The sequence below is a fragment of the Moraxella sp. DOX410 genome (assembly GCF_032248735.1).
GTDB lineage: Bacteria > Pseudomonadota > Gammaproteobacteria > Pseudomonadales > Moraxellaceae > Faucicola > Faucicola tetraodonis.
Map to the genome: position 1 here is coordinate 402,728 of NZ_CP135138.1, position 19,871 is coordinate 422,598.

Annotated in this window: 14 protein-coding genes, 1 tRNA gene, 1 pseudogene and 1 CRISPR repeat array; of the genes and pseudogenes, 4 read left to right on the forward strand and 12 right to left on the reverse strand. The window is 41.5% G+C overall.

Features of this window, described 5'->3' with window-relative positions:
* Positions 1-4: 4 nt before the first annotated feature.
* The 3 genes from RNZ41_RS01815 to RNZ41_RS01825 form a co-directional block, all read right to left on the reverse strand.
* Positions 5-682, reverse strand: a complete 678-nt coding sequence (locus RNZ41_RS01815; RefSeq protein WP_312176519.1) for a response regulator — start codon at positions 680-682, stop codon at positions 5-7.
* A 23-nt stretch (positions 683-705) separates the two neighbouring features.
* Positions 706-1,266 (reverse strand): cytochrome b/b6 domain-containing protein, encoded by a 561-nt coding sequence (locus RNZ41_RS01820; protein WP_314027428.1) that lies wholly within the window; start codon positions 1,264-1,266, stop codon positions 706-708.
* A gap of 112 nt (positions 1,267-1,378) precedes the next feature.
* Positions 1,379-1,654, reverse strand: a complete 276-nt coding sequence (locus RNZ41_RS01825) for a PepSY domain-containing protein (RefSeq protein ID WP_076776395.1) — start codon at positions 1,652-1,654, stop codon at positions 1,379-1,381.
* A gap of 223 nt (positions 1,655-1,877) precedes the next feature.
* On the opposite strand from RNZ41_RS01825, the gene RNZ41_RS01830 reads away from it, so the two are divergent.
* A tRNA-Val gene (locus RNZ41_RS01830) sits at positions 1,878-1,954 on the forward strand.
* Between the two features lie 251 nt (positions 1,955-2,205).
* A CRISPR array of direct repeats spans positions 2,206-4,815; the repeat unit is 28 nt; unit sequence TTTCTAAGCCGCCTATGTGGCGGTGAAT.
* Between the two features lie 165 nt (positions 4,816-4,980).
* Here RNZ41_RS01830 and cas6f read toward each other — a convergent pair.
* From cas6f to cas1f, 5 genes are all read right to left on the reverse strand, one after another.
* Positions 4,981-5,577, reverse strand: a complete 597-nt coding sequence (cas6f, locus tag RNZ41_RS01835) for a type I-F CRISPR-associated endoribonuclease Cas6/Csy4 (protein WP_314027429.1) — start codon at positions 5,575-5,577, stop codon at positions 4,981-4,983.
* A gap of 9 nt (positions 5,578-5,586) precedes the next feature.
* Entirely contained in the window at positions 5,587-6,624 is a 1,038-nt protein-coding gene (gene cas5fv / locus RNZ41_RS01840; RefSeq protein ID WP_314027430.1) for a type I-Fv CRISPR-associated protein Cas5fv, read from the reverse strand.
* Positions 6,625-6,635: 11 nt separating this feature from the next.
* Positions 6,636-7,631 (reverse strand): type I-Fv CRISPR-associated protein Cas7fv, encoded by a 996-nt coding sequence (cas7fv, locus tag RNZ41_RS01845; protein ID WP_314027431.1) that lies wholly within the window; start codon positions 7,629-7,631, stop codon positions 6,636-6,638.
* Between the two features lie 82 nt (positions 7,632-7,713).
* Positions 7,714-10,788: a CRISPR-associated endonuclease Cas3'' gene (locus RNZ41_RS01850; RefSeq protein WP_314027432.1), complete on the reverse strand. Its 3,075-nt coding sequence runs from the start codon at positions 10,786-10,788 to the stop codon at positions 7,714-7,716.
* A gap of 44 nt (positions 10,789-10,832) precedes the next feature.
* Complete coding sequence (cas1f, locus tag RNZ41_RS01855) at positions 10,833-11,807, reverse strand: type I-F CRISPR-associated endonuclease Cas1f (RefSeq protein ID WP_065253433.1); 975 nt, start codon at positions 11,805-11,807, stop codon at positions 10,833-10,835.
* A gap of 275 nt (positions 11,808-12,082) precedes the next feature.
* Here cas1f and RNZ41_RS01860 point away from each other — a divergent pair.
* Positions 12,083-12,376: pseudogene (locus RNZ41_RS01860) on the forward strand (integrase core domain-containing protein); the annotation flags it as partial.
* On the opposite strand, the gene RNZ41_RS01865 reads toward RNZ41_RS01860, so the two are convergent.
* On the reverse strand, positions 12,377-12,643 hold the full coding sequence (locus tag RNZ41_RS01865; RefSeq protein WP_096489355.1) for an ArsR/SmtB family transcription factor: 267 nt from the start codon (positions 12,641-12,643) through the stop codon (positions 12,377-12,379).
* Positions 12,644-12,710: 67 nt separating this feature from the next.
* Between RNZ41_RS01865 and RNZ41_RS01870 the strand changes: the two genes are divergently transcribed.
* Together RNZ41_RS01870 and arsC are read left to right on the forward strand one after the other, a co-directional pair.
* Positions 12,711-14,003: an arsenic transporter gene (locus RNZ41_RS01870; protein WP_096489354.1), complete on the forward strand. Its 1,293-nt coding sequence runs from the start codon at positions 12,711-12,713 to the stop codon at positions 14,001-14,003.
* A gap of 25 nt (positions 14,004-14,028) precedes the next feature.
* Positions 14,029-14,439, forward strand: a complete 411-nt coding sequence (gene arsC, locus RNZ41_RS01875) for an arsenate reductase (glutaredoxin) (RefSeq protein WP_314027433.1) — start codon at positions 14,029-14,031, stop codon at positions 14,437-14,439.
* 351 nt (positions 14,440-14,790) lie between these two features.
* Here the strand turns inward: arsC and RNZ41_RS01880 are convergent, their stop codons facing one another.
* The 3 genes from RNZ41_RS01880 to RNZ41_RS01890 form a co-directional block, all read right to left on the reverse strand.
* Positions 14,791-16,476, reverse strand: coding sequence for an AMP-binding protein (locus tag RNZ41_RS01880; protein ID WP_096489352.1), 1,686 nt, complete (start codon positions 16,474-16,476; stop codon positions 14,791-14,793).
* Between the two features lie 148 nt (positions 16,477-16,624).
* Complete coding sequence (locus tag RNZ41_RS01885) at positions 16,625-17,686, reverse strand: CaiB/BaiF CoA transferase family protein (RefSeq protein ID WP_314027434.1); 1,062 nt, start codon at positions 17,684-17,686, stop codon at positions 16,625-16,627.
* Positions 17,679-19,847, reverse strand: coding sequence for a 3-hydroxyacyl-CoA dehydrogenase NAD-binding domain-containing protein (locus tag RNZ41_RS01890; RefSeq protein ID WP_314027435.1), 2,169 nt, complete (start codon positions 19,845-19,847; stop codon positions 17,679-17,681). Before RNZ41_RS01890 ends, RNZ41_RS01885 begins: the two co-directional genes overlap by 8 nt.
* Positions 19,848-19,871: the final 24 nt, after the last annotated feature.

Here is a 19,871-nt window from a genome sequence, read left to right on the forward strand (position 1 = left end):
GGAATCATTCAGGGCGCTGCAAGGCTGGATTGAGATAATAGCCAATACCACGCCGAGTGAGGATAAAATCATTGCCGAGTTTTTTTCGCAGGTTATGAATATGTACTTCAATCGCATTGCTTTCGATATCTTGCTGCCAACCGTATAGCTTATCCTCAAGGCTGGCACGGCTATGCACCAAATTGGGATAGCTGATAAACTGCTCAAGAACGGTGATTTCTTTGGCAGTCAAATCCACCCATTTGCCTTGATAAAAAACTTGCTGCTGCTGTGGCAAATAGCTGACATCCCCATAGCGGATTTCAGTCTGACTGCGACCTTGGCTACGGCGAATCAAAGCCTGCAAACGGGCAACCACTTCATCTAAAGCAAACGGTTTGACCAAATAATCGTCTGCGCCAGCATTGAGACCTGCCACGCGGTTGGCAATGGCATCGCGCGCCGTAATAATCAAGACAGGCGTGTCAATCTTTTGTTGTCGCCAATTGGCTAAAATGGTCATCCCATCACCACGCGGCAAGGTCAAATCCAATAATACAGCATCAAACACCCCTTCATGAATTGCTATTTCACCGAGTTTGGCATCAGCAAACCAATCCACCATCATGTTTTGTTGGCTCAAGCCTTTGACAATACCATCGGCAATGGTGGCATCATCTTCAATCAGTAAAATTCGGGTCATGAGGGTCTTCCGTGGGTTTTATCTTATTTTTTAGCAAAGGTATTTATTAAACAGTTTTTTTCACCCGTTATCATCGATTTTACCAAGTTTTGCTGTTGTAGTCTTCCCATTATAATCGCGGCTGCCACATGTAAAGGGACTAGCCCCCAAAGACTGTTGGCTAAAAATTCGTGAATCGCTTGGATGGTATCATCCCCCCAAAATTGGTCGGTGGTTTGCAGATAGCCTGTGATACCCAGCGCGATAATAACGCCCCACAGCGCAAACATCATCAGCGCACCCAACGGATTGTGACCCAGATGACCGTGAAACTTATGCTGCTTGATGTCGGTCATATGCTCGCGAATGCGGTTTGGGGTAGGGAAAAAATTACTAAATCTGGCGTATTGGCTACCCACCAATCCCCAAAGCAAACGAGACACTACGAGCGCTACGACGGCATAGCCTATGTACTCATGCACATTACTACCGCCTTCAGTGACGATAAGATTGGCAAAAATACCCGCAGCAACTGCCCAATGAGTGATGCGCACCCAAATATCCCAGACTTTGACGGTTTGTGCAGATTGTGGTTGTGGTAACATTGCTATTTTCCATTGTCTAAAATATCAACACGGCTAAGTTAGCCGTGTCAAGGCATAACATTGGCAAACCTACCTCAAATTACGTTGGTTGGACGGTTTGCTTATCCTATCATTAGTCGATTTCTGATTTAACGATTTTGCCGTCTTTGGTATCAAAGTACATTTCGACTTTTTTGCCACCTTTGCTTTTGCCATACATTTCATAGCAGTTGCCATCAGTTTTGAATTTCTTGATAGTAAAGCCATGTTTTTCTAACGCTTTTTGAAAATCGGCTTGCGGGATTTGTTCGTTTTTTGGGTGCGCTTGGCAGTTGGCTTCGGCAAATGCGCTGCTGGCTGATAACATAGCGAGTGCCAATAAGCCTGAGGTGATTAATGATTTTTTCATAATGCCATCCTAAGTTTTTGATAAAGTTGTCAGGTCACGGGATAAGGTTGATGCTGAGGTACATCCGAGTGGCTGAGTCTATTAAAACAACCTAACCTTAACGAAAACTTAGCTGAAGATGGCGCAATAAAAATTGAAGCGAAGAATTAAAACCACTTGCAAAAGCAAAATTTTTTGGTAAAATGGCACTCCTACTTACGCAAGTAGATTGTTAGACCCTTTTAGGCATATAGCTCAGTTGGTTAGAGCACCACCTTGACATGGTGGGGGTCGTCTGTTCGAGTCAGATTATGCCTACCATATTCCAAAAGCCCCAATCGATTGATTGGGGCTTTTTTATTGCAGTGATATCAAGGGTTTACGTGTTTTTCCGAGGATTGAAATTTTGACCACTTTTGTGATTTTGGGCACCTTTTTTACTACAGGAATTGAATGGTGACCAAAAGGTGACCATTTGGTGACCACGCATTTTTTTAAGAATTTTAATTTCACACCCACTTGTTTTTGGTCACTTTAGTAAAAATAAATAAACTTCACTGTTTTACTAATTAAGACTCAGCCGCCTGTGTGGCGGTGAATTGTTTAATTGTTTCATGTTGTGTTTTCCTATTTTTCTAAGCCGCCTATGTGGCGGTGAATAATTGCTCGGCATACACGGTCGCAACGTCACGTTTCTAAGCCGCCTATGTGGCGGTGAATTTTGTTGATTTTATTGGGGTATACCCCCTATGTTTCTAAGCCGCCTATGTGGCGGTGAATTCGAGTGGATTGGACAAACCTAGAAAGTTATCTTTCTAAGCCGCCTATGTGGCGGTGAATCAGAGACTTTATATTTAATTGCGTTATTCGCATTTCTAAGCCGCCTATGTGGCGGTGAATTCTTTCTGTTTCTTTAGAGATTTTTAAAGACTTTTCTAAGCCGCCTATGTGGCGGTGAATGGTGAAAAAGTAGGTACTAAAGTTGATGCAGTTTTTCTAAGCCGCCTATGTGGCGGTGAATGTGCCATTTGCGTTGTTGGGTCTTGGATAACTTTTCTAAGCCGCCTATGTGGCGGTGAATCTTAGCAGCGCAATCTATTATCAACGTCAGATTTTCTAAGCCGCCTATGTGGCGGTGAATGAAGCAAAACGCCTTGCAAAACTAGCAAAAAATTTCTAAGCCGCCTATGTGGCGGTGAATGTGGTATCGGGATGTATAGCACAGCACTATACTTTCTAAGCCGCCTATGTGGCGGTGAATAAGCGGCTTCTGCAAAAATTACTTCATTAGCATTTCTAAGCCGCCTATGTGGCGGTGAATAGTTGAGTTCGGATAACTCTTTTATCTCAAGCTTTCTAAGCCGCCTATGTGGCGGTGAATCCATCAGTGTATTTATTGGCAAGCTCGCGCAATTTCTAAGCCGCCTATGTGGCGGTGAATTGCCCGATATCGTCAAAGATACCAAAGAGCGCTTTCTAAGCCGCCTATGTGGCGGTGAATGCGAGCAGCTTATCACTGTGGCAAGCAATATTTTTCTAAGCCGCCTATGTGGCGGTGAATCCCATATCGTCGGCACGCGCTTTGATTTCTTTTTTCTAAGCCGCCTATGTGGCGGTGAATCCTTTGTCACAAAGGCGCGCGATGTGCATATTTTTCTAAGCCGCCTATGTGGCGGTGAATAAGGTTGGGTAACGGCCGATAACTATTTGTCTTTTCTAAGCCGCCTATGTGGCGGTGAATTTGCGAAAAATTGGTCATTATCCGCTGTGATTTTTCTAAGCCGCCTATGTGGCGGTGAATGTTGTCGTAGCTAAAAATACTATCAATTAATTTTTCTAAGCCGCCTATGTGGCGGTGAATAACACATAGCTTGAATTATCAGGTGTTTTAATTTTCTAAGCCGCCTATGTGGCGGTGAATAAGCAGCACAGCTGCAACCGCTGGCAGCATTGTTTCTAAGCCGCCTATGTGGCGGTGAATGTCAAACAAAAAAACCAACACCGCAAAGTGTTTTTCTAAGCCGCCTATGTGGCGGTGAATGCTCAAAGATGACAGCAAGTCAAAAGACCATTTTTCTAAGCCGCCTATGTGGCGGTGAATAACAGGCAAATGCTAAAGAGATAGCGGAAACATTTCTAAGCCGCCTATGTGGCGGTGAATAGCAAGTGGCTTTTAAGACCGCAAGCAGAAAATTTCTAAGCCGCCTATGTGGCGGTGAATCTTAAGACAGGCATTTATCTAGGAGTAATCATTTTCTAAGCCGCCTATGTGGCGGTGAATATTGACCGCCAATGTCGCTGAATAACTAGAGTTTTCTAAGCCGCCTATGTGGCGGTGAATCCTAAGCATTATCTAGCAAATCATGACATTGATTTCTAAGCCGCCTATGTGGCGGTGAATAACAAAAATCTATATCGAAGATGCGCGAAAGTTTTCTAAGCCGCCTATGTGGCGGTGAATTGGTCTTTATATCTTGCCATTAGCGTTGTATATTTCTAAGCCGCCTATGTGGCGGTGAATCAAGATTGCGAATAGTACCGTGAACAAATCTATTTCTAAGCCGCCTATGTGGCGGTGAATTGTCGTTGCGGACGGACTGGTTACCGTAAACATTTCTAAGCCGCCTATGTGGCGGTGAATTAACAACTGCGGTTGCTGACTTAACAAAAGAATTTCTAAGCCGCCTATGTGGCGGTGAATCGTACAAGAAGGTAATAAACCAAAGGCGGTAATTTCTAAGCCGCCTATGTGGCGGTGAATTTGAGAGTGACCGAAAACAGAAAAATTAATTTTTTCTAAGCCGCCTATGTGGCGGTGAATTGCTGGCACCAAAGGCAAAAGACAGCTAATGTTTTCTAAGCCGCCTATGTGGCGGTGAATTTACTGCGTTAGAAATAACGCATGGCGCTAATTTTCTAAGCCGCCTATGTGGCGGTGAATCGTTGTTGATAGATAGACAGATTGTCGTAACTTTTCTAAGCCGCCTATGTGGCGGTGAATTGGGTAGAACTCAATGGAAGTAAAAAGTTTCTTTTCTAAGCCGCCTATGTGGCGGTGAATGTGGCGTGGACGTTGGCAAAAATGTTTTAGTCGTTTCTAAGCCGCCTATGTGGCGGTGAATGCATTGGCAGCCGCCTGCTCGGTTGGGGCTAATTTCTAAGCCGCCTATGTGGCGGTGAATTAGGAATTTTATCCCAAAAAAAGCAGTTATAGCAAGGCTTACCAAGTAAAAATACCCTTTTTACCCTACATTTTTTGCCTGGATATAACTGATTGAAATTTATACCTATTTTTATTGAGTCAAAAATAAGGGTTATTCACCCTTATAGTCTGTCGGCAAGGTTGATTACCAGTGGGGAACGGTTACCGCATCTGATTGATTATTCATCCCATAGGTATTCAAGCTGCCACTTTTTTCATCCTTCGCCACTTCTTGCCAAATTGACAGTTTATAGTCATTTTGGGTGGTTTGACTTTTTAGGGTGATAAAAGGGTAGTGTTTGATAGCGCGCTTATGGGCAAGGCAATGCGCCAACGCTTCTTGGTCACTGATGCCCTTAAAGTTGGCAAACTCCGCCACTTTTTTGTCAAAATTCTTGTAGCGGTAACGTCTCACCACTACATGCCCATGCACTTCGGGTACAGGCTGGATACGTTTGATATGTACATAATCTATCAAACGCGCTAGCCATTTATCCAAATTCAGCGTTTGCAACGCCTGCTCACTTGGGGCAAAAATGCGTAATTTGTGTCCTAAAGTGGCGAAGGTTTTCCCCTGTTTTTCGGTATATTGATAATTGGGAAAATTGACCCCAATGGTGTCAATACCGTGACTGTTTTTGACATCGGCAAGTGCGATGTGGAGCTGGGTGAAAATCTTACTCCATAGTTCAAAAAAAGGCATATCATCAGCGATTAGCGTGATTTCTTGATAGTACTTCATGAAATTTCCTTAGCGTAAACGAATATCAGATACATAAGCTAAGCCTTTTTTGCCTAAATAAAAACTAGAAACGCCTGCGTTATCAATCATCTGCTTTAGTTCTTTGGCTTGTTCATCATTAATGTCTAATCGAATTTCTAACTGACCATTGGCTTTGGTTAAAAATTTTCTTACTCTTTCTTGCTTATCCTCAAAAATATAAGGACTACCATATGATTGTTTTTTCCCTTCAGTCACATAAGCATTCATAAAATCTTTAGGTGTAAAACCATTATGCGAAATACCACTAATTCCACCACGCTGTGCTTTTGGCATACTAATATGAAGTTTAGTTTCAATTCTTTGCATTTGTAAATATAAAGCACAACAATATAAAGGCAAAACACCAAATGTTCCATTAGCATTTACTTTAGGTTCGTAGCCAGATTTATCTGTGGGCTTTTTACCAAATAATACTGTCAAAACCTTAGATACTTCTTGAATTTTGTCATCGTAGTCAATAGGCTTGCGACTATTAATATCTTCAAGTTGCCCAAGAATAGAGAGCGGGTCAAGTGGTAATGTTTTTTCTAGTTCAAAATCTTTAATTAACTTATCTCGTAAAATAAACTCACAAAGCTGTTCAATATTTAAAGACAGTACATTCCAAAATTCAAAAGAATACTCAGATTTAAATATGGGATGATTAGCATTAATCATACCCATATAACCTTTTTTGTCATCACTTCCTTCAATATTACGCAGATAAACCACTTCATTTGATTGTATTTTTGGAATATCTTGGAAATGAATTAGATTTTCCATATCCGCAAAGTAGTAATCTTCAGATTGCCTTGATTGATAGAGTTTTCGTTGGTCACCAATCAGTCTATTTAAAATTCCCATCACGGTATTTTGCGTGATTTCTCTCTGATGAAAATTTGTGCTATCTTTTAATTTTGCACTAGATGCCACAAAATTACGTCCTTGTTTTGGTAATTGCTCATCATTACTACCATCTAAAAAAGAATTTCGCCATGATGATTCATATTCAATAATTATTTTCATATCATCACCAATTATTCAGCTTGAAAATACACAGCATAAGGCTCTTGTTTAGTAGGAACGACATCATTTGGGCTTCTTGTTGGCTTAATTCTCATCATTTTACTACTACTGTTATAATCTCTTGAAACTGAATCAACATACATATAACCTTTGGCTTGACGAATAGCCAAGTTCTCAATCATATTTAATGTCGTCTCTACCAAAATATCTATTGCAGTATCATCAAGCAAAATGCCAGCTTCGCCTTGCTTATAAATTGTACCCTTACGCACAAAGTTTGTATGAAAAGTAGCTTTTGGCTCACGGCTTGGGTCTAGGGATTGGATAAACTCTTGAATTTGCTTTGCAAATTTTTCACCATCAGTATCTGTAATAGGCATTGCACAGCGGTCAAAATTAGGGCTTAATGAAATAAATTGGAGTTGTTCAATACTAATTGAGCCGTAAGCTATATATTTTGTATCACCAAAAGTAGTTTTCGTAAAAAATGAATCACTTTTCATTTGACCTTTTTTATTTTCTTCTTTTTCCTTTGAGCCAGCTCGAGACATGACTTCAAAATTACCATTCCCCCATTGTTCCACAAAGTCTTCAATCAATAAGGCACTGGTGCGTTTTGGTTGTACTGGACTTCCTTTAATAGTAACGACATAGCCACGAACTAAGCCTGTCACAGAAGCTAATAACTCTTTAACATCTTCTACCGTTTTAGCAAAATGTAAATCATAGGCTTGTTCACGAAACAAATGATGACGAATACAGTTTTGACTGATATAAAGTGGTGTTTCTTTAAAATCTATATCGGTGGCTTCCTTTTTAAATTTATGACCTTTTTCACTTTCTTCGCCTGTCAAATTAGAATAACCTCTTAACTTGGGCATAGAGTGATTATTGATATCCAAACCATCACTACCTCTTACTGTGGTCGAACCATTCCAATTTACGACACCGTGACCATATGCCACTACTTCAAAATCAACGCTTTTAATACCAGTAATTTTTTCCATGAGATTTTCCTTAAGTAAATTTGTGGAAATTGGATTTTTTGAAGTGTAATCCATTTAACACTATAAAAATCTAAATCTTTGATTAAACTTCTTCATCGGCTAAATCGTTTTCAATACTCTGTGGCTGTTTTAACTTATCAATCGACATCATGCCCACAGGTTGTTTAGATATTTTTACATAATACATAGCATACTTATGACCATCTCGCAAAACAGCTTTCAAATCACTTGGAGTATAACTTAGATAAATTGGAAATTCGGGCGAACGTGCCAATCCCAAAAGCTGTTTTTCATTTCTGATTTTCTGTATTTCAAAGCCTTTGTGTCTCATTATACTTTCATGAATTGACCCCATAAAAACTGTTAAATCTTTATCTTTGTTTCGAGCCATTTCTTTTCCACCTTGAATACGGCTCACTCTTTCGGTCAAGCCTACCGTGATTTTGCTATGGTCGGTATCTTCGGGGTAGGCATACTCATCCACAAAAGTCGGTGTTAATTGGTTATCCACTTTACACACCGCCATTTGCACAAATCGGTTATCGCCACGCAACGACACATTGGCAATTTTGGCGACCCCGTTTTTTTGTTTTTGACGGCTTGGCATACTGATAGGATCAATAATTTTGTCATTAATCAATTTGACACTTTCTTTGAGTGATTTATTCAAGTCTTCTCTAACTTTTTCTTGGCATTTTTCATCGGCATAAAAGGCTTGATAAATTTGGTATAAATCATTAATTTTGACGGTATCGCCCTTGTCTGCAATATAATCTTTGACAAAATTAAGCCATGCCACGCTACTGTGCCAAACATTCATATTTGCCAAGAATTTGGCTTTACTACTCGATTGTTTGCCTGTTTCAGCTGATTTTGGTAATACAGTGGTATAAATATTTAAAGAATTATTGCTGTCAAAACGGTCAAGTCGCCCCAGACGTTGTAGCCAGTTCTCGGGACTGGTCATATCGGTAAACATTCGCTCACAGCTAATATTGAGCGATGCTTGCACAATCGGTCCGCTGCGTAATATTTGGAAGTTGCCGCTGCCATTTTGCTTAAAGCACTTATACACCCTATCAAACCATTCAGCTTTGTCCTGTTTGGTGTATTTTGAATGCAACAAAATAGCATGCTCATCATTTTGATTGAGTAAAAAGCCAAGTTGGGCTTCTTGGGCGGTATTGGTAATGACGAAGGTTACTTTATTATCAGTCACTTTATCGATAATTAAAGGACTGACTTCACCATTTTGATCATCATAATTTTTAAACTCGATTTGATAATCTGCGTTATTGAAACTATCCACTCGGACAATATCGCTCTCATCAAGTTGTAGCACATTTTTGACGTAAAAATCATGGGGTGTTGCTGAGACAAGCAGGGTATTAGCTTGGTGTTTTCTCATTTTTTTGGCTTCGATAAGTTCAGCAAAAAGCAAATTAAATGCAGCCATTGGAATTAATTCATGAAATTCATCGAAAACCACATGAGCCTGCATAAATCTCATCATGCCGTCAATTTTTTGATGGGAAATAATGTTATTCACTACTTGGTCAATCGTGGTAATCACAATATCGCCACTAAAATAATCATCAACAGCCGTTTCTTCGATATCTTCAAAACGCTGTCCATTCGTCAAAATTTTCTTGTATTCGCCTGTGAAAATTTCGATTTTGCTGTTTGGTAAATAGTCTGCTTGGGTTAAATCTTGCAAAATACCCAAACATACTTGCACGCGTGGGCATACCCACACGATTTTTTGGACATTGGTTTTGGCTGCCCATTGAAGGGCGATTTTGGTTTTACCGCAGCCAGCAGGACCTTGTAATACGGCAACATTATCGCGACCATCAAATTCAGCAATTTCTGTCAGTTCAGCCAATTGACTTGAAGCAGTATCTTGGCTTTGATTCCGTTCACTATTGGGATAACTTTGATTAAAGCCTTGAATACAACGGTCAATTTCTATTTTTAAGTTGGTATCTTCTTGCAGAATATTGTTTAAGGCATGCACCAGTGAACCCTCTGCCAGATATTCGGCTAAATCTTCGCTCGGCATTTTTGACACGATTCGGTCAGCATTAATCACTGCCATTCGTACCAAATTGTGTAATGCATTGGGTTTGACATCTTTGACAAATTCCGCCACTTCATCGGATAAGTCATTATAATTCTTATACAATGGCAAATCATTTTTGGTTAATTGGTAAGGATATGACAAGGTTGGCAATAAATTGGCAAAATCAAAATCTTCTGACTGAAAATTTTTAGCAATGACTTTAAAATCTTTGAGAACGGCTACGAGTTGGTTAATTACTTTATCAATATGCGTATTAGTTAATGACTTGATAAAGAGCTTATCAATACCTTCTGCTTTACTGAAGTATTTGTCTTCTTTACGATAAGGGCGCGTGTGATGCCAGTAGATACCGTGATAGATTTGGGCTAGCTGAGTGGTGTTTAAATTTTTTTCATCTTTTAGCAAGGAAGCAGCCAATAACCAAGACAATTCATGATGCCTTGGATGGGTTTCAAAGGTAAATTTTCCCAAGCCTTTTACCGTGCTATCAATATGCACCCCATCATCGGGCAATTTGATATCTTCTGGTTCATCTTCGTTGGCGACTTTAAATTTTGGACTGGCAGATTTTTTGGTTATCCATTGTTGAAATTGTGGGTCAATTTTGCCCAAATCGTGCAAAATGCCAGCGATAAAAGCTGATTTTGCCAAATTTGGACTGTCTATTTTTAGTTTGTTTATAATTTGGTATGCCAAATAACCTACCGCAAATAAATGGTGACTTAGTGGCTGACCATGCGTGTTGGCTAGAATGTTTTTTGTTTCGATTGGCAAATCCATAAATACTTCCTTTGTTGTCCAGTTGACAGGCACAAAGCCTAAGTTGTTGAATGCGTCTTTACGCCCCACCACCCACACCAGTTCACTGCGTTGCCGTGTCCTTACCCGATGGCAACTCACGGCGGTAGATTTGGTTGCCGATTGACGTAGTAACTTTTTGACAGTGTCTAGCCCATCTTCGGTAATGGCGGTTTGCCATACGTTATCGCCAATACGATTGGCAAACGCATCCAAAATACGGCGAGTACGGTTTAACGCCTTTTTTTCACATTGCGAAATAAACGTCACTAGCATAAATTAATTTTTCCAATCCATTGATTTTCATAAGTTTATAATTTTTAAAAGTCCTTTTTTAATGCCAAATCTTTCACCGTATCGAACATCACATCCAACGCTTTATAAGTGGTAAAATAATTCAGACATTCTTGGCGGAATTCCTGCTCACTGGTATTTTCTTTAGCACAAATAAAGGCAAGCGGTAGCACAATTGCATCTTTGACAATATCGGCAATATCAAACACCAATGCCCCGCGCCGTGTCTTACCGTGCATGACCGCAAAACCATGCGGAATGCCAAGCACCCAAGCAGTGGTTGCCCCGAGTCCGTAGGCTAAATAATTGCCGTGATTCAAGAAACCATTGGCTTTATCCATCCCGTCATGCTCACGGCTAAAGCCTGCATGATCGGTATGAATTGACGCTAACTTATACAATTCTTTAGTCATACGGGCTTCAAGCTGTAATAAGTGCATAACTTCAGTTTGCTTAGGAATATCAGCGCGATAGCGTTCAATTAAGTTCGTCACAGCGTCACTTCTACTGTCAAAACCCATTTGCCGAAAATCTTGATCGCGACTCCAAATGTTTTGCAAAAATGCCAATCGCGCAAATTGAATGTGTTTGGCGGCTTGCAAGCGTTTGCCATCCTCCCACCACCACGATAGCCAGCCTTGTACATATTCAGTCGGGCGATATTCTGACTGCGGCGTCATCCATTCGATTTCGGTTCCCATAAACAAAGGCGTACCACCGCCGCCGCAAAACCCGACCAATACCCCCGCTTGCGACAGCATCCGCATGGCAGCTTGGGTAATTGATGTCCCTGTGCCCAATAATATACAAGTGGTGTTGGCAATCGGGATGTTGTAATAAAGATTCTCTTTTTCGGCTTCAGTAAGATACAACACACGCCCGTCTTTTTGCATGACGCGGCAGTATTGTAGGTAGTAGATATTGGCACGTTTGGAGTGCAGGATGGTCTTTAAGTCAGAAGACGTAAAGCTATTGTCGGTATAGGGATTGGCGTTTGACATGATAGAGATGACATAAGTTGATTTTTCTTTAGTCTGTCAAACCATGTTCATGAATGCAATAGGGTATTTATAGTAAAACGACAAATAGTGACGTTTAGAAAAATTTAATCTCATAACTTATATTGAGGTGTTTATTTAGTCAATTGTTAAAATTTGGTTGTTATGGATTTTAATTATCAAAAAAATCTTGATTTAAGAGTTATCAATATTATAAGAGTTATAGATAATTCACTTGTAACTCTCCCTAAAATAAAACAGCTCAGACATAGCCTTATTTAGAAACCGATCGTGGACTTGAATTCTTTGCTGAAAAGGTTCAGAAGAAAATGATTGAGTATGGCATCAAATTTAGACCCAATAAACCAGGGTCGCCACATCTCAATGGTAAAGTTGAGCCTTCTCAAAAGACTGATACAACTGAATTCTATGCAAGCGTAGATATCACGTCCGAAAACCTTCAGGACCAATTGGCTGAATGGCAGCATTACTATAATTGGCTAAGACCACATTCAGCTTTGAAGGGAAAAACACCCATGGAGAGGTATTTTGAATTAAGCGAGGAAACGCCTTTAATTTAATTCCAATGCACCAATTACCGCTTTGCCCCAACTTGGTAACTCTTGACTAATCGAATACCAAATCCAAGTGCCTTTACGCTCACTTTCTAAAATACCGATTTGCTTTAATTGGTTTAAATGCCGTGAGATAGTTGGCTGTGGTTGGTCTAACTCGCTGATGATATCACACACGCATAACGCTTGCTTCTGATTAAGTAGTCGCACAATTTTTAATCTGGTGGGGTCGCTTAACGCCTTGAGAAAGTCTGTTTTATTCATATATTTACATATCCAAATATATAGATTATAGTATAGCTCAATTTTAACAGGTTTCTATAGGCAGTCAATGATTACCGCATTACTCATTTTTCTAGTGACTTTGATATTTGTAATATGGCAACCTAAAGGCTTGAGTATCGGTTGGACGGCCAGTATCGGGGCTGGAATAGCTTTGCTATTAGGGGTAATAACGGTTGCCGATATTCCTGTAGTGTGGAATATTGTTTGGAACGCTACCTTTGCCTTTATTGCCATTATCATTATTAGTCTGTTACTTGATGAAGCAGGCTTTTTCCGCTATATCGCCTTGCACGTTGCAAGATTAGCAAAAGGTAGCGGTAATCGGTTGTTTGCGTTTATTGTGCTACTTGGGGCGGTGGTATCGGCATTGTTTGCCAATGATGGTGTGGCTTTGATATTAACACCCATTGTGATTGTGATTTTAACCACGTTACGCTTTTCCCCTGCGACTACCCTTGCTTTTATTATGACAGCAGGGTTTATCGCTGATACCGCCAGTATTCCGCTCGTGGTGTCTAATTTGGTAAATATTGTGTCGGCTGACTTTTTTAAAATCCCTTTTACCGATTATGCCAAAGTGATGATACCAGTAAACGTGGTAGCGGTTGTCACCTCATTATTGGTATTGTATGGGTTTTATCATAAAGATATTCCTACGGTTTATGCGTTGGATTTAATCGAAAACCCACAATCGGCTATCGTGGATAAAAATACCTTTATCATGGGTTGGGTGGTGTTGGCGTTACTTTTGTTGGGTTTTTTTGTGCTTGAGCCTATAGGTGTACCCATTAGCTTCATTGCAGGGGTTGGAGCGTTGGTGTTGCTTGTGGTAGCGAAAATGGGTAAAAAAATAACGGTGTTGCCGATTGTCAAAAATGCCCCGTGGCAAGTGGTGATATTTTCATTGGGTATGTATTTGGTGGTGTATGGCTTAAAAAATGCAGGGCTGACCGATTATTTAGCTCATGAGTTAAGCCAACTCGCTAATCATGGCATGATGACAGCTACAGTAGGAACAGGGTTATTATCGGCAGGGCTTTCATCTGTAATGAATAATATGCCAACGGTGCTAATTCAAGCTTTAGCGATTGATGAGGCGATTATCCATGACCCCATGATAAAGCAAGCCATGATTTATGCCAATGTAATAGGCTGTGATTTAGGCACGAAAATTACCCCGATTGGCTCACTCGCTACCTTATTATGGTTGCACGTTTTAGCCAGTAAAAATATTACGGTGAGTTGGGGCTATTATATTAGAGTCGGTATTATTTTAACCTTGCCTGTATTGGTGGCTACATTAGTTGCATTGGCAATTTGGTTGCCAATAATTCAATAATTTTAAAACTTAAAAAGGAACAAGTATGCAAAATATCACAATTTACCACAACCCTAACTGTGGCACATCACGTAACACGCTTGCTCTTATCAAACATCAAGGCATTGAGCCTTCAGTTATTCAGTATTTGGATAACCCACCTGATGAAACAACCCTGCGTGATTTAATTACCAAAATGGGTATTACCCCAAGACAATTACTGCGTGTAAATGTGCCGCCTTACGCTGAACATAAACTAGATAACCTTAGTTTGACTGATGATGACCTTATTGAAGCTATGTTAGCTGACCCACTTCTAATCAATCGTCCAATCGTTGTGAGTGATAAAGGCGTTAAGCTGTGCCGTCCTTCCGAAGTTGTACTAGATTTGATTGATACGCCCTTAACCAAAACCTTTATCAAAGAAGATGGGGAAAAGATTGAGCCGACAATTTAGTCAAAACATCTGTTTTTATTGAACTTGTAAGCCGTTACTGGGACTCCCCATTAACGGCTTTCTCATTTCAGCAATAAACTATCGTATTGATTTAAACCATAACTTGTATATTAGGACTTACGCAAAAAATTTTGCTTTTGCGTAAGTCCTATATCTAATGGATTTTGCTAACATACAATTTAAGGTAATTTAACTTAAAGGTTTTCGTCTGTTCGAGTCAGATTATGCCTACCATATTCCAAAAGCCCCAGTCGACTGATTGAGGCTTTTTTATTGTAGTGATATCAAGGGGTTACGTGGTTTTTCGAGGGTTGAAAGGTAAACATCCGACCATTCTTTGGGCTGACACCATTACTTACTATTTTTCTCAAGTAATCGCAGTTCAGTTTTTTGAATTTTGCCAACCGCGGTTTTGGGTAATTGCTCAATAAACGTATATTGACGTGGCCGTTTATACCCGGTTAATTGCTCATGACTAAAGGCTTTAAGCTCATCTATCGTCAAACTGTCATCTGATTTGACAATATAGGCTTTAACCGATTGCCCTTGAAGCGCATCCTCAACGCCAATCACGGCACATTCTTGGACTTTCGGGTGATTTAACAGCACCGCTTCAATTTCGGTTGGATAGACATTAAAGCCACTGACAATCAGCATATCTTTTTTGCGATCCATTAATTTGATATGCCCGTTTTGCATCATCATCCCAATGTCGCCTGTCTTTAAATGGCCTTCAGGTAAGAAATAATCGGTGTTGTCAATGTTATGATAACCTATAGTCACATTATCACCTTTGATACAGATTTCACCCACTTCGCCTAACGCCACTTCATTGCCCACATCATCACAGATTTTGATATCGATACTCGGTAAAGGTAGGCCAATATCGCCAGTGTACTCATGATTGGTGAGGGGGTTACACGTGCCTGCACCGATAGTTTCGGACATGCCCCATCCTTCTATTAAGGGGCAGCCTGTAAGCTCAAGCCAAGCCTTGGCCGTGGCGGGGGTGGCTGCCATACCGCCCGCGATTGATAATTTTAGTTGACGGGTATCGACACTTTTAAAATCGGGGTGGTTAACTAATGCCTGAAACAAGGTATTAACCCCAGGAAGAATGTGAAACGGCTTAGCAGATAATATTTTGATAAAACTGGCAATGTCTTTAGGGTTGGTCACCAAGGTCATGCGCATGCCAGATTTCATGCCTAACATGGAAAAGATAAACGCAAAGATATGATATAGCGGCAACGCTAGGATACTATGGAATACTTGTTCGACATTTTTTTGTTGGTTGAGTACCGGCAAAAACCACTGATAGTATTGTTCAACTGCTGTCAAAATATTTCGATGGGTCAGCAAGATGCCTTTGGGTCTGCCAGTGGTGCCGCCGGTGTATTGGATAAAGGCAACATCATCAAGTGATTTGGATGGCTGTTGGTAAGGCATGGATTTAGCGATTTTCATCACTTGACCCAATCGTAATGGCTGATACTTTTGGTCAATTTGGTAAGGCTCTACCATTTTCTTGACATATTTTACAGCGATATCGACTATTTTACCCTTTAATCCTAACAAGTCCCCTAAACGGATAATCACGACTTTTTTCACTGGGGTTTTATCAATGATTTTTTGTAAAGTGTGAGCAAAATTTTCTAAAATAAAAATAACTTCGGTATTGGCATCAATCAACTGAAACTCTAATTCACGAGCTGTATGTAGCGGATTAATCGGCGTCAAAACATACCCTGAGCGAATCGCACCTATCATGACCGGTAAATACGCTTGTACGTTAGGCAGCATGATAGCGACACTGGCATTTGGGCCCAAGGATTGGGATTGTAGCCAGCGGCTGACAAGGCGTGCGACGTTATCCACTTCTTTGTAGCTGATCGCTCGCTCTATATTGCTGGTGAATTCTCGTGAGGCAAAGGCCGTTAAACGATCATCAAAAAATTCTATTAACGATTGATCTGTTAAAGCGGGAATGTGTGCGGCGGTGGCAGGGTCATAAAATTTTGTCCAAAAATTTTCCATGTTGTTATCCTTTTTCTGTCCTTAGAAAATAGGCTAATAGGCCCTTGAAAGGTTTTTTTCATGGGCCTATTAGGGTGCGCGTATTGCCGCGCTTTTTGATTGCTATCAATTACTGTGCCTTGAGTTGATAGTGACGCAAATGAATAGCCTAGTTGCAATCATTATCACACCAAGGCTTAACATTACCATACTCATCTTGATTAGCAAATAGTTCATGACAGGCGGCTTCTGCCAAGGTTAAAATAGGCGTCACGCACACATCAAATTGGGTAAAGTAGTGCTGCCAGTGGCTAAGTGGCTGCGAGGCAAATTTTTGGGCAATCGCTTGGGCAGCGGCTTGGCTCTGCGGATGAGTAGGCAGTACGCCCATTTGCCAATGGCTAGCCGCATGTTCATTAACATCTAACGCTTGACACAAGCCTTGCCAAAACTTTAGCTCAAGCGAGCCGACTGCCATATAACGACCGTCTTGTGTCTGATATAGCCGGTAACATGGCAGCACGCCGCCTAAAAAATCCTGCTCAGGCGTCGGTGTTACCTGTGTTAATGCTTTGACAAATTTCCCCGTCGCTTTTGGCATCACCAAATGGTTGTATAAACTATGGGTCATGCTGATGATGATATGGCGACCTTTGCCAGTTAGCTTGGCATTGACAACGGCCGCTAATAAAGCGATAACCGCCGTGTCACTCCCGCCAGCCAAGTCGGCAAATTGCACATTGGGCATGGCTTGTTCACCCGATGCGGTTTTGAGTTGGTCAAGTACGCCACTCATTGCCATAAAGTTGATATCGTGCCCGGCTTTATCCGCCCAGTTGGGCGTCGTGCCGTAACCGGTGATGGAAACAATCACCAGCTTTGGGTTGTCCGCAAGCAGTGCCTGTGGCGAAAGTCCCATGCCTTCTAATACGTTGGGGCGGAAACTATCAATCATCACATCAGCAGTGGCAATGTCGCTTTTAAGCTTAGCAATATCATCGGGGTTTTTAAAGTCCATTTTGTGACAAGCTTTGCCATGATTTAAAGCATCAAATAAATTGCCTAACGCCCGGGCAGGGTCACCTGACTTGGGTTCATACTTGATCACATCTGCCCCCAAATCAGCGAGCAGTCGTGTGGCAAATGGACCCGGCAAGTTGCGTGATAAGTCAATAACTTTTAGCCCTGTTAAGCAGTCAGCTATACCCAGTGCGGCTATGGCGTCATTCATTAACAAACTCCTTATGCGCTTTTGCCATAGCTACTAAAACTTGGGCAGGGGCAAAGCGCTCACCATAACGCTCGGCAAGTTGTTGACTGCGTGCGACAAAATTATCAACGCCATAGGCATTAATAAACTGCAAGGTACCCCCATGATGCGGGGCAAATCCCCAGCCAAAGATAGAGCCGATATTGGCATCTGCGATTGAATTAATCACGTTTTCTTCATAACAACGGGCGGTTTCATTGGCTTGGATAAACATAAAACGGTCAATAAGCTCTTGCTGAGTAGGCTGCTTGTCTGCGACAGGGAATAAGTTTGATAGCCCGGGCCACAGTTGTTTTTCACCTCCCTCTGGGTAGTCATAAAACCCTTTGCCGAATTTTTTACCCAAACGCCCGTGGGTTTTGCCCATCAGCTCGACCACGCTATCGGCGGGGTGATGCGGCATTTCTTTGCCTTCTTTTTGTAAGTCTTTTTTGGTTTGCTCATTAATATGCAGCATCAGACCTAAAGACACCTCGTCTTGCAGTGCCAACGGTCCGACAGGCATACCTGATTTGATACCAGCTACCTCAATCAGACGGGGATGGACGCCCTCAGAGAGCATAGCAGAGCCTTCGGTGATATAGGTGGCAAACACACGAGACGTATAAAAACCACGGCTATCATTGACCACAATCGGCGTTTTGCCAATTTGTAATACATAGTCAAAGGCTTTGGCTAACGTAGTTTCATCGGTTTGCTCGCCCATAATGATTTCCACAAGCGGCATTTTATCGACAGGTGAGAAAAAGTGTAAGCCGATAAATTGCTTAGGACGGCCACTCGCTTTGGCTAAACCGGTAATTGGCAAGGTTGAGGTATTTGACGCAAAAATCGCATCGCTAGCGGTGACTGCTTCTGTTTGCTGGGTACACTTGGCTTTAATATCACGGTCTTCAAACACCGCTTCAATCACCAAGTCACAATCCGCTAAATCTGCATAATCCGTGGTGGTTTGAATTTTGTCCAGCAAGGATTGTTTTTTGCTATCATTGCTTCTGCCTTTGGCAATCGCTTTATCCAGCAAATTTTCTGAATACATTTTGCCTTTATCCGCATTTTCCATCGTGGTATCGAGCAATACCACGTCAATGCCTGCCTTAGCAGAGACATAGGCAATACCTGCACCCATCATCCCTGCACCCAACACACCGACTTTTTTGGTTTGGTATGGCGGGATAGATTTTGGACGAGATTGGCCCTTGTTGATGCTGTTGAGTTGGTGCCAAAGCGTGCCAATCATATTTTTTGACACTTGTGACATGGCACAGGCGACAAAATAGCGGGACTCAAGCGCCAGACCAGTATCGATGTCCACTAAGCTACCTTCAAACACACAGGATAAAATGTGGGTAATGGCAGGGTAGTTGCCATGCGATTTTTGATTTGCCATCGCAGGGGCAATGCTCAGCATTTGGGCATTTTGCGGGGTTAAGGCGTTACCTTGAGGGATTTTAAAGCCTTTGGCATCCCAAGGCTGCTGAGCGGTTGGATGCTCATGAATCCACTGTTTGGCTTGTTCAATCAGTGATGTTTTATCAGTAACTACCGCATCGATAATGCCAAGCTGATGAGCGGCTTGGGTGGTAAGCTTAGTGCCTTGGGTCATCAACTCTAACGCTTTTTGCATACCGACAAGACGCATTAAACGCTGCGTACCACCGCCCCCAGGTAATAAGCCCAATTTGACTTCAGGCAGGCCATATTTGGCATTCGGTTGGTCAACGGCAATGCGATAATGACAGCCCAACGCTACTTCAAGCCCGCCACCTAAGGCAGTGCCGGTTAATGCAGCGACGACAGGTTTACCGCAGGTTTCAAGGCTGCGTAACACCTTTTTGAAATGTTCCACAAAATCAAAAGCTTGCTTGGGGGATTGGATATTGGCAAATTGGTCGATATCGGCACCCACGATAAAGCTATCTTTATCGCTGGTGATGATAAGCCCTTTGCTGTCTTTGTCTTGAATAAAACTTTGAGCGATTTTTTCTAAATCATTGCTAAAATGCTCATCAAGCACATTCATTTTGCGAGATTGTTGAATGGTCAAAATGACAATATTATCGTCGTCAGTGGCAGAAAAATTGGCCAATTGATTCGCCGCTTGGCTGGTAAGACTGGTCATAGAAACATCCTTTTTTCTTCAGTT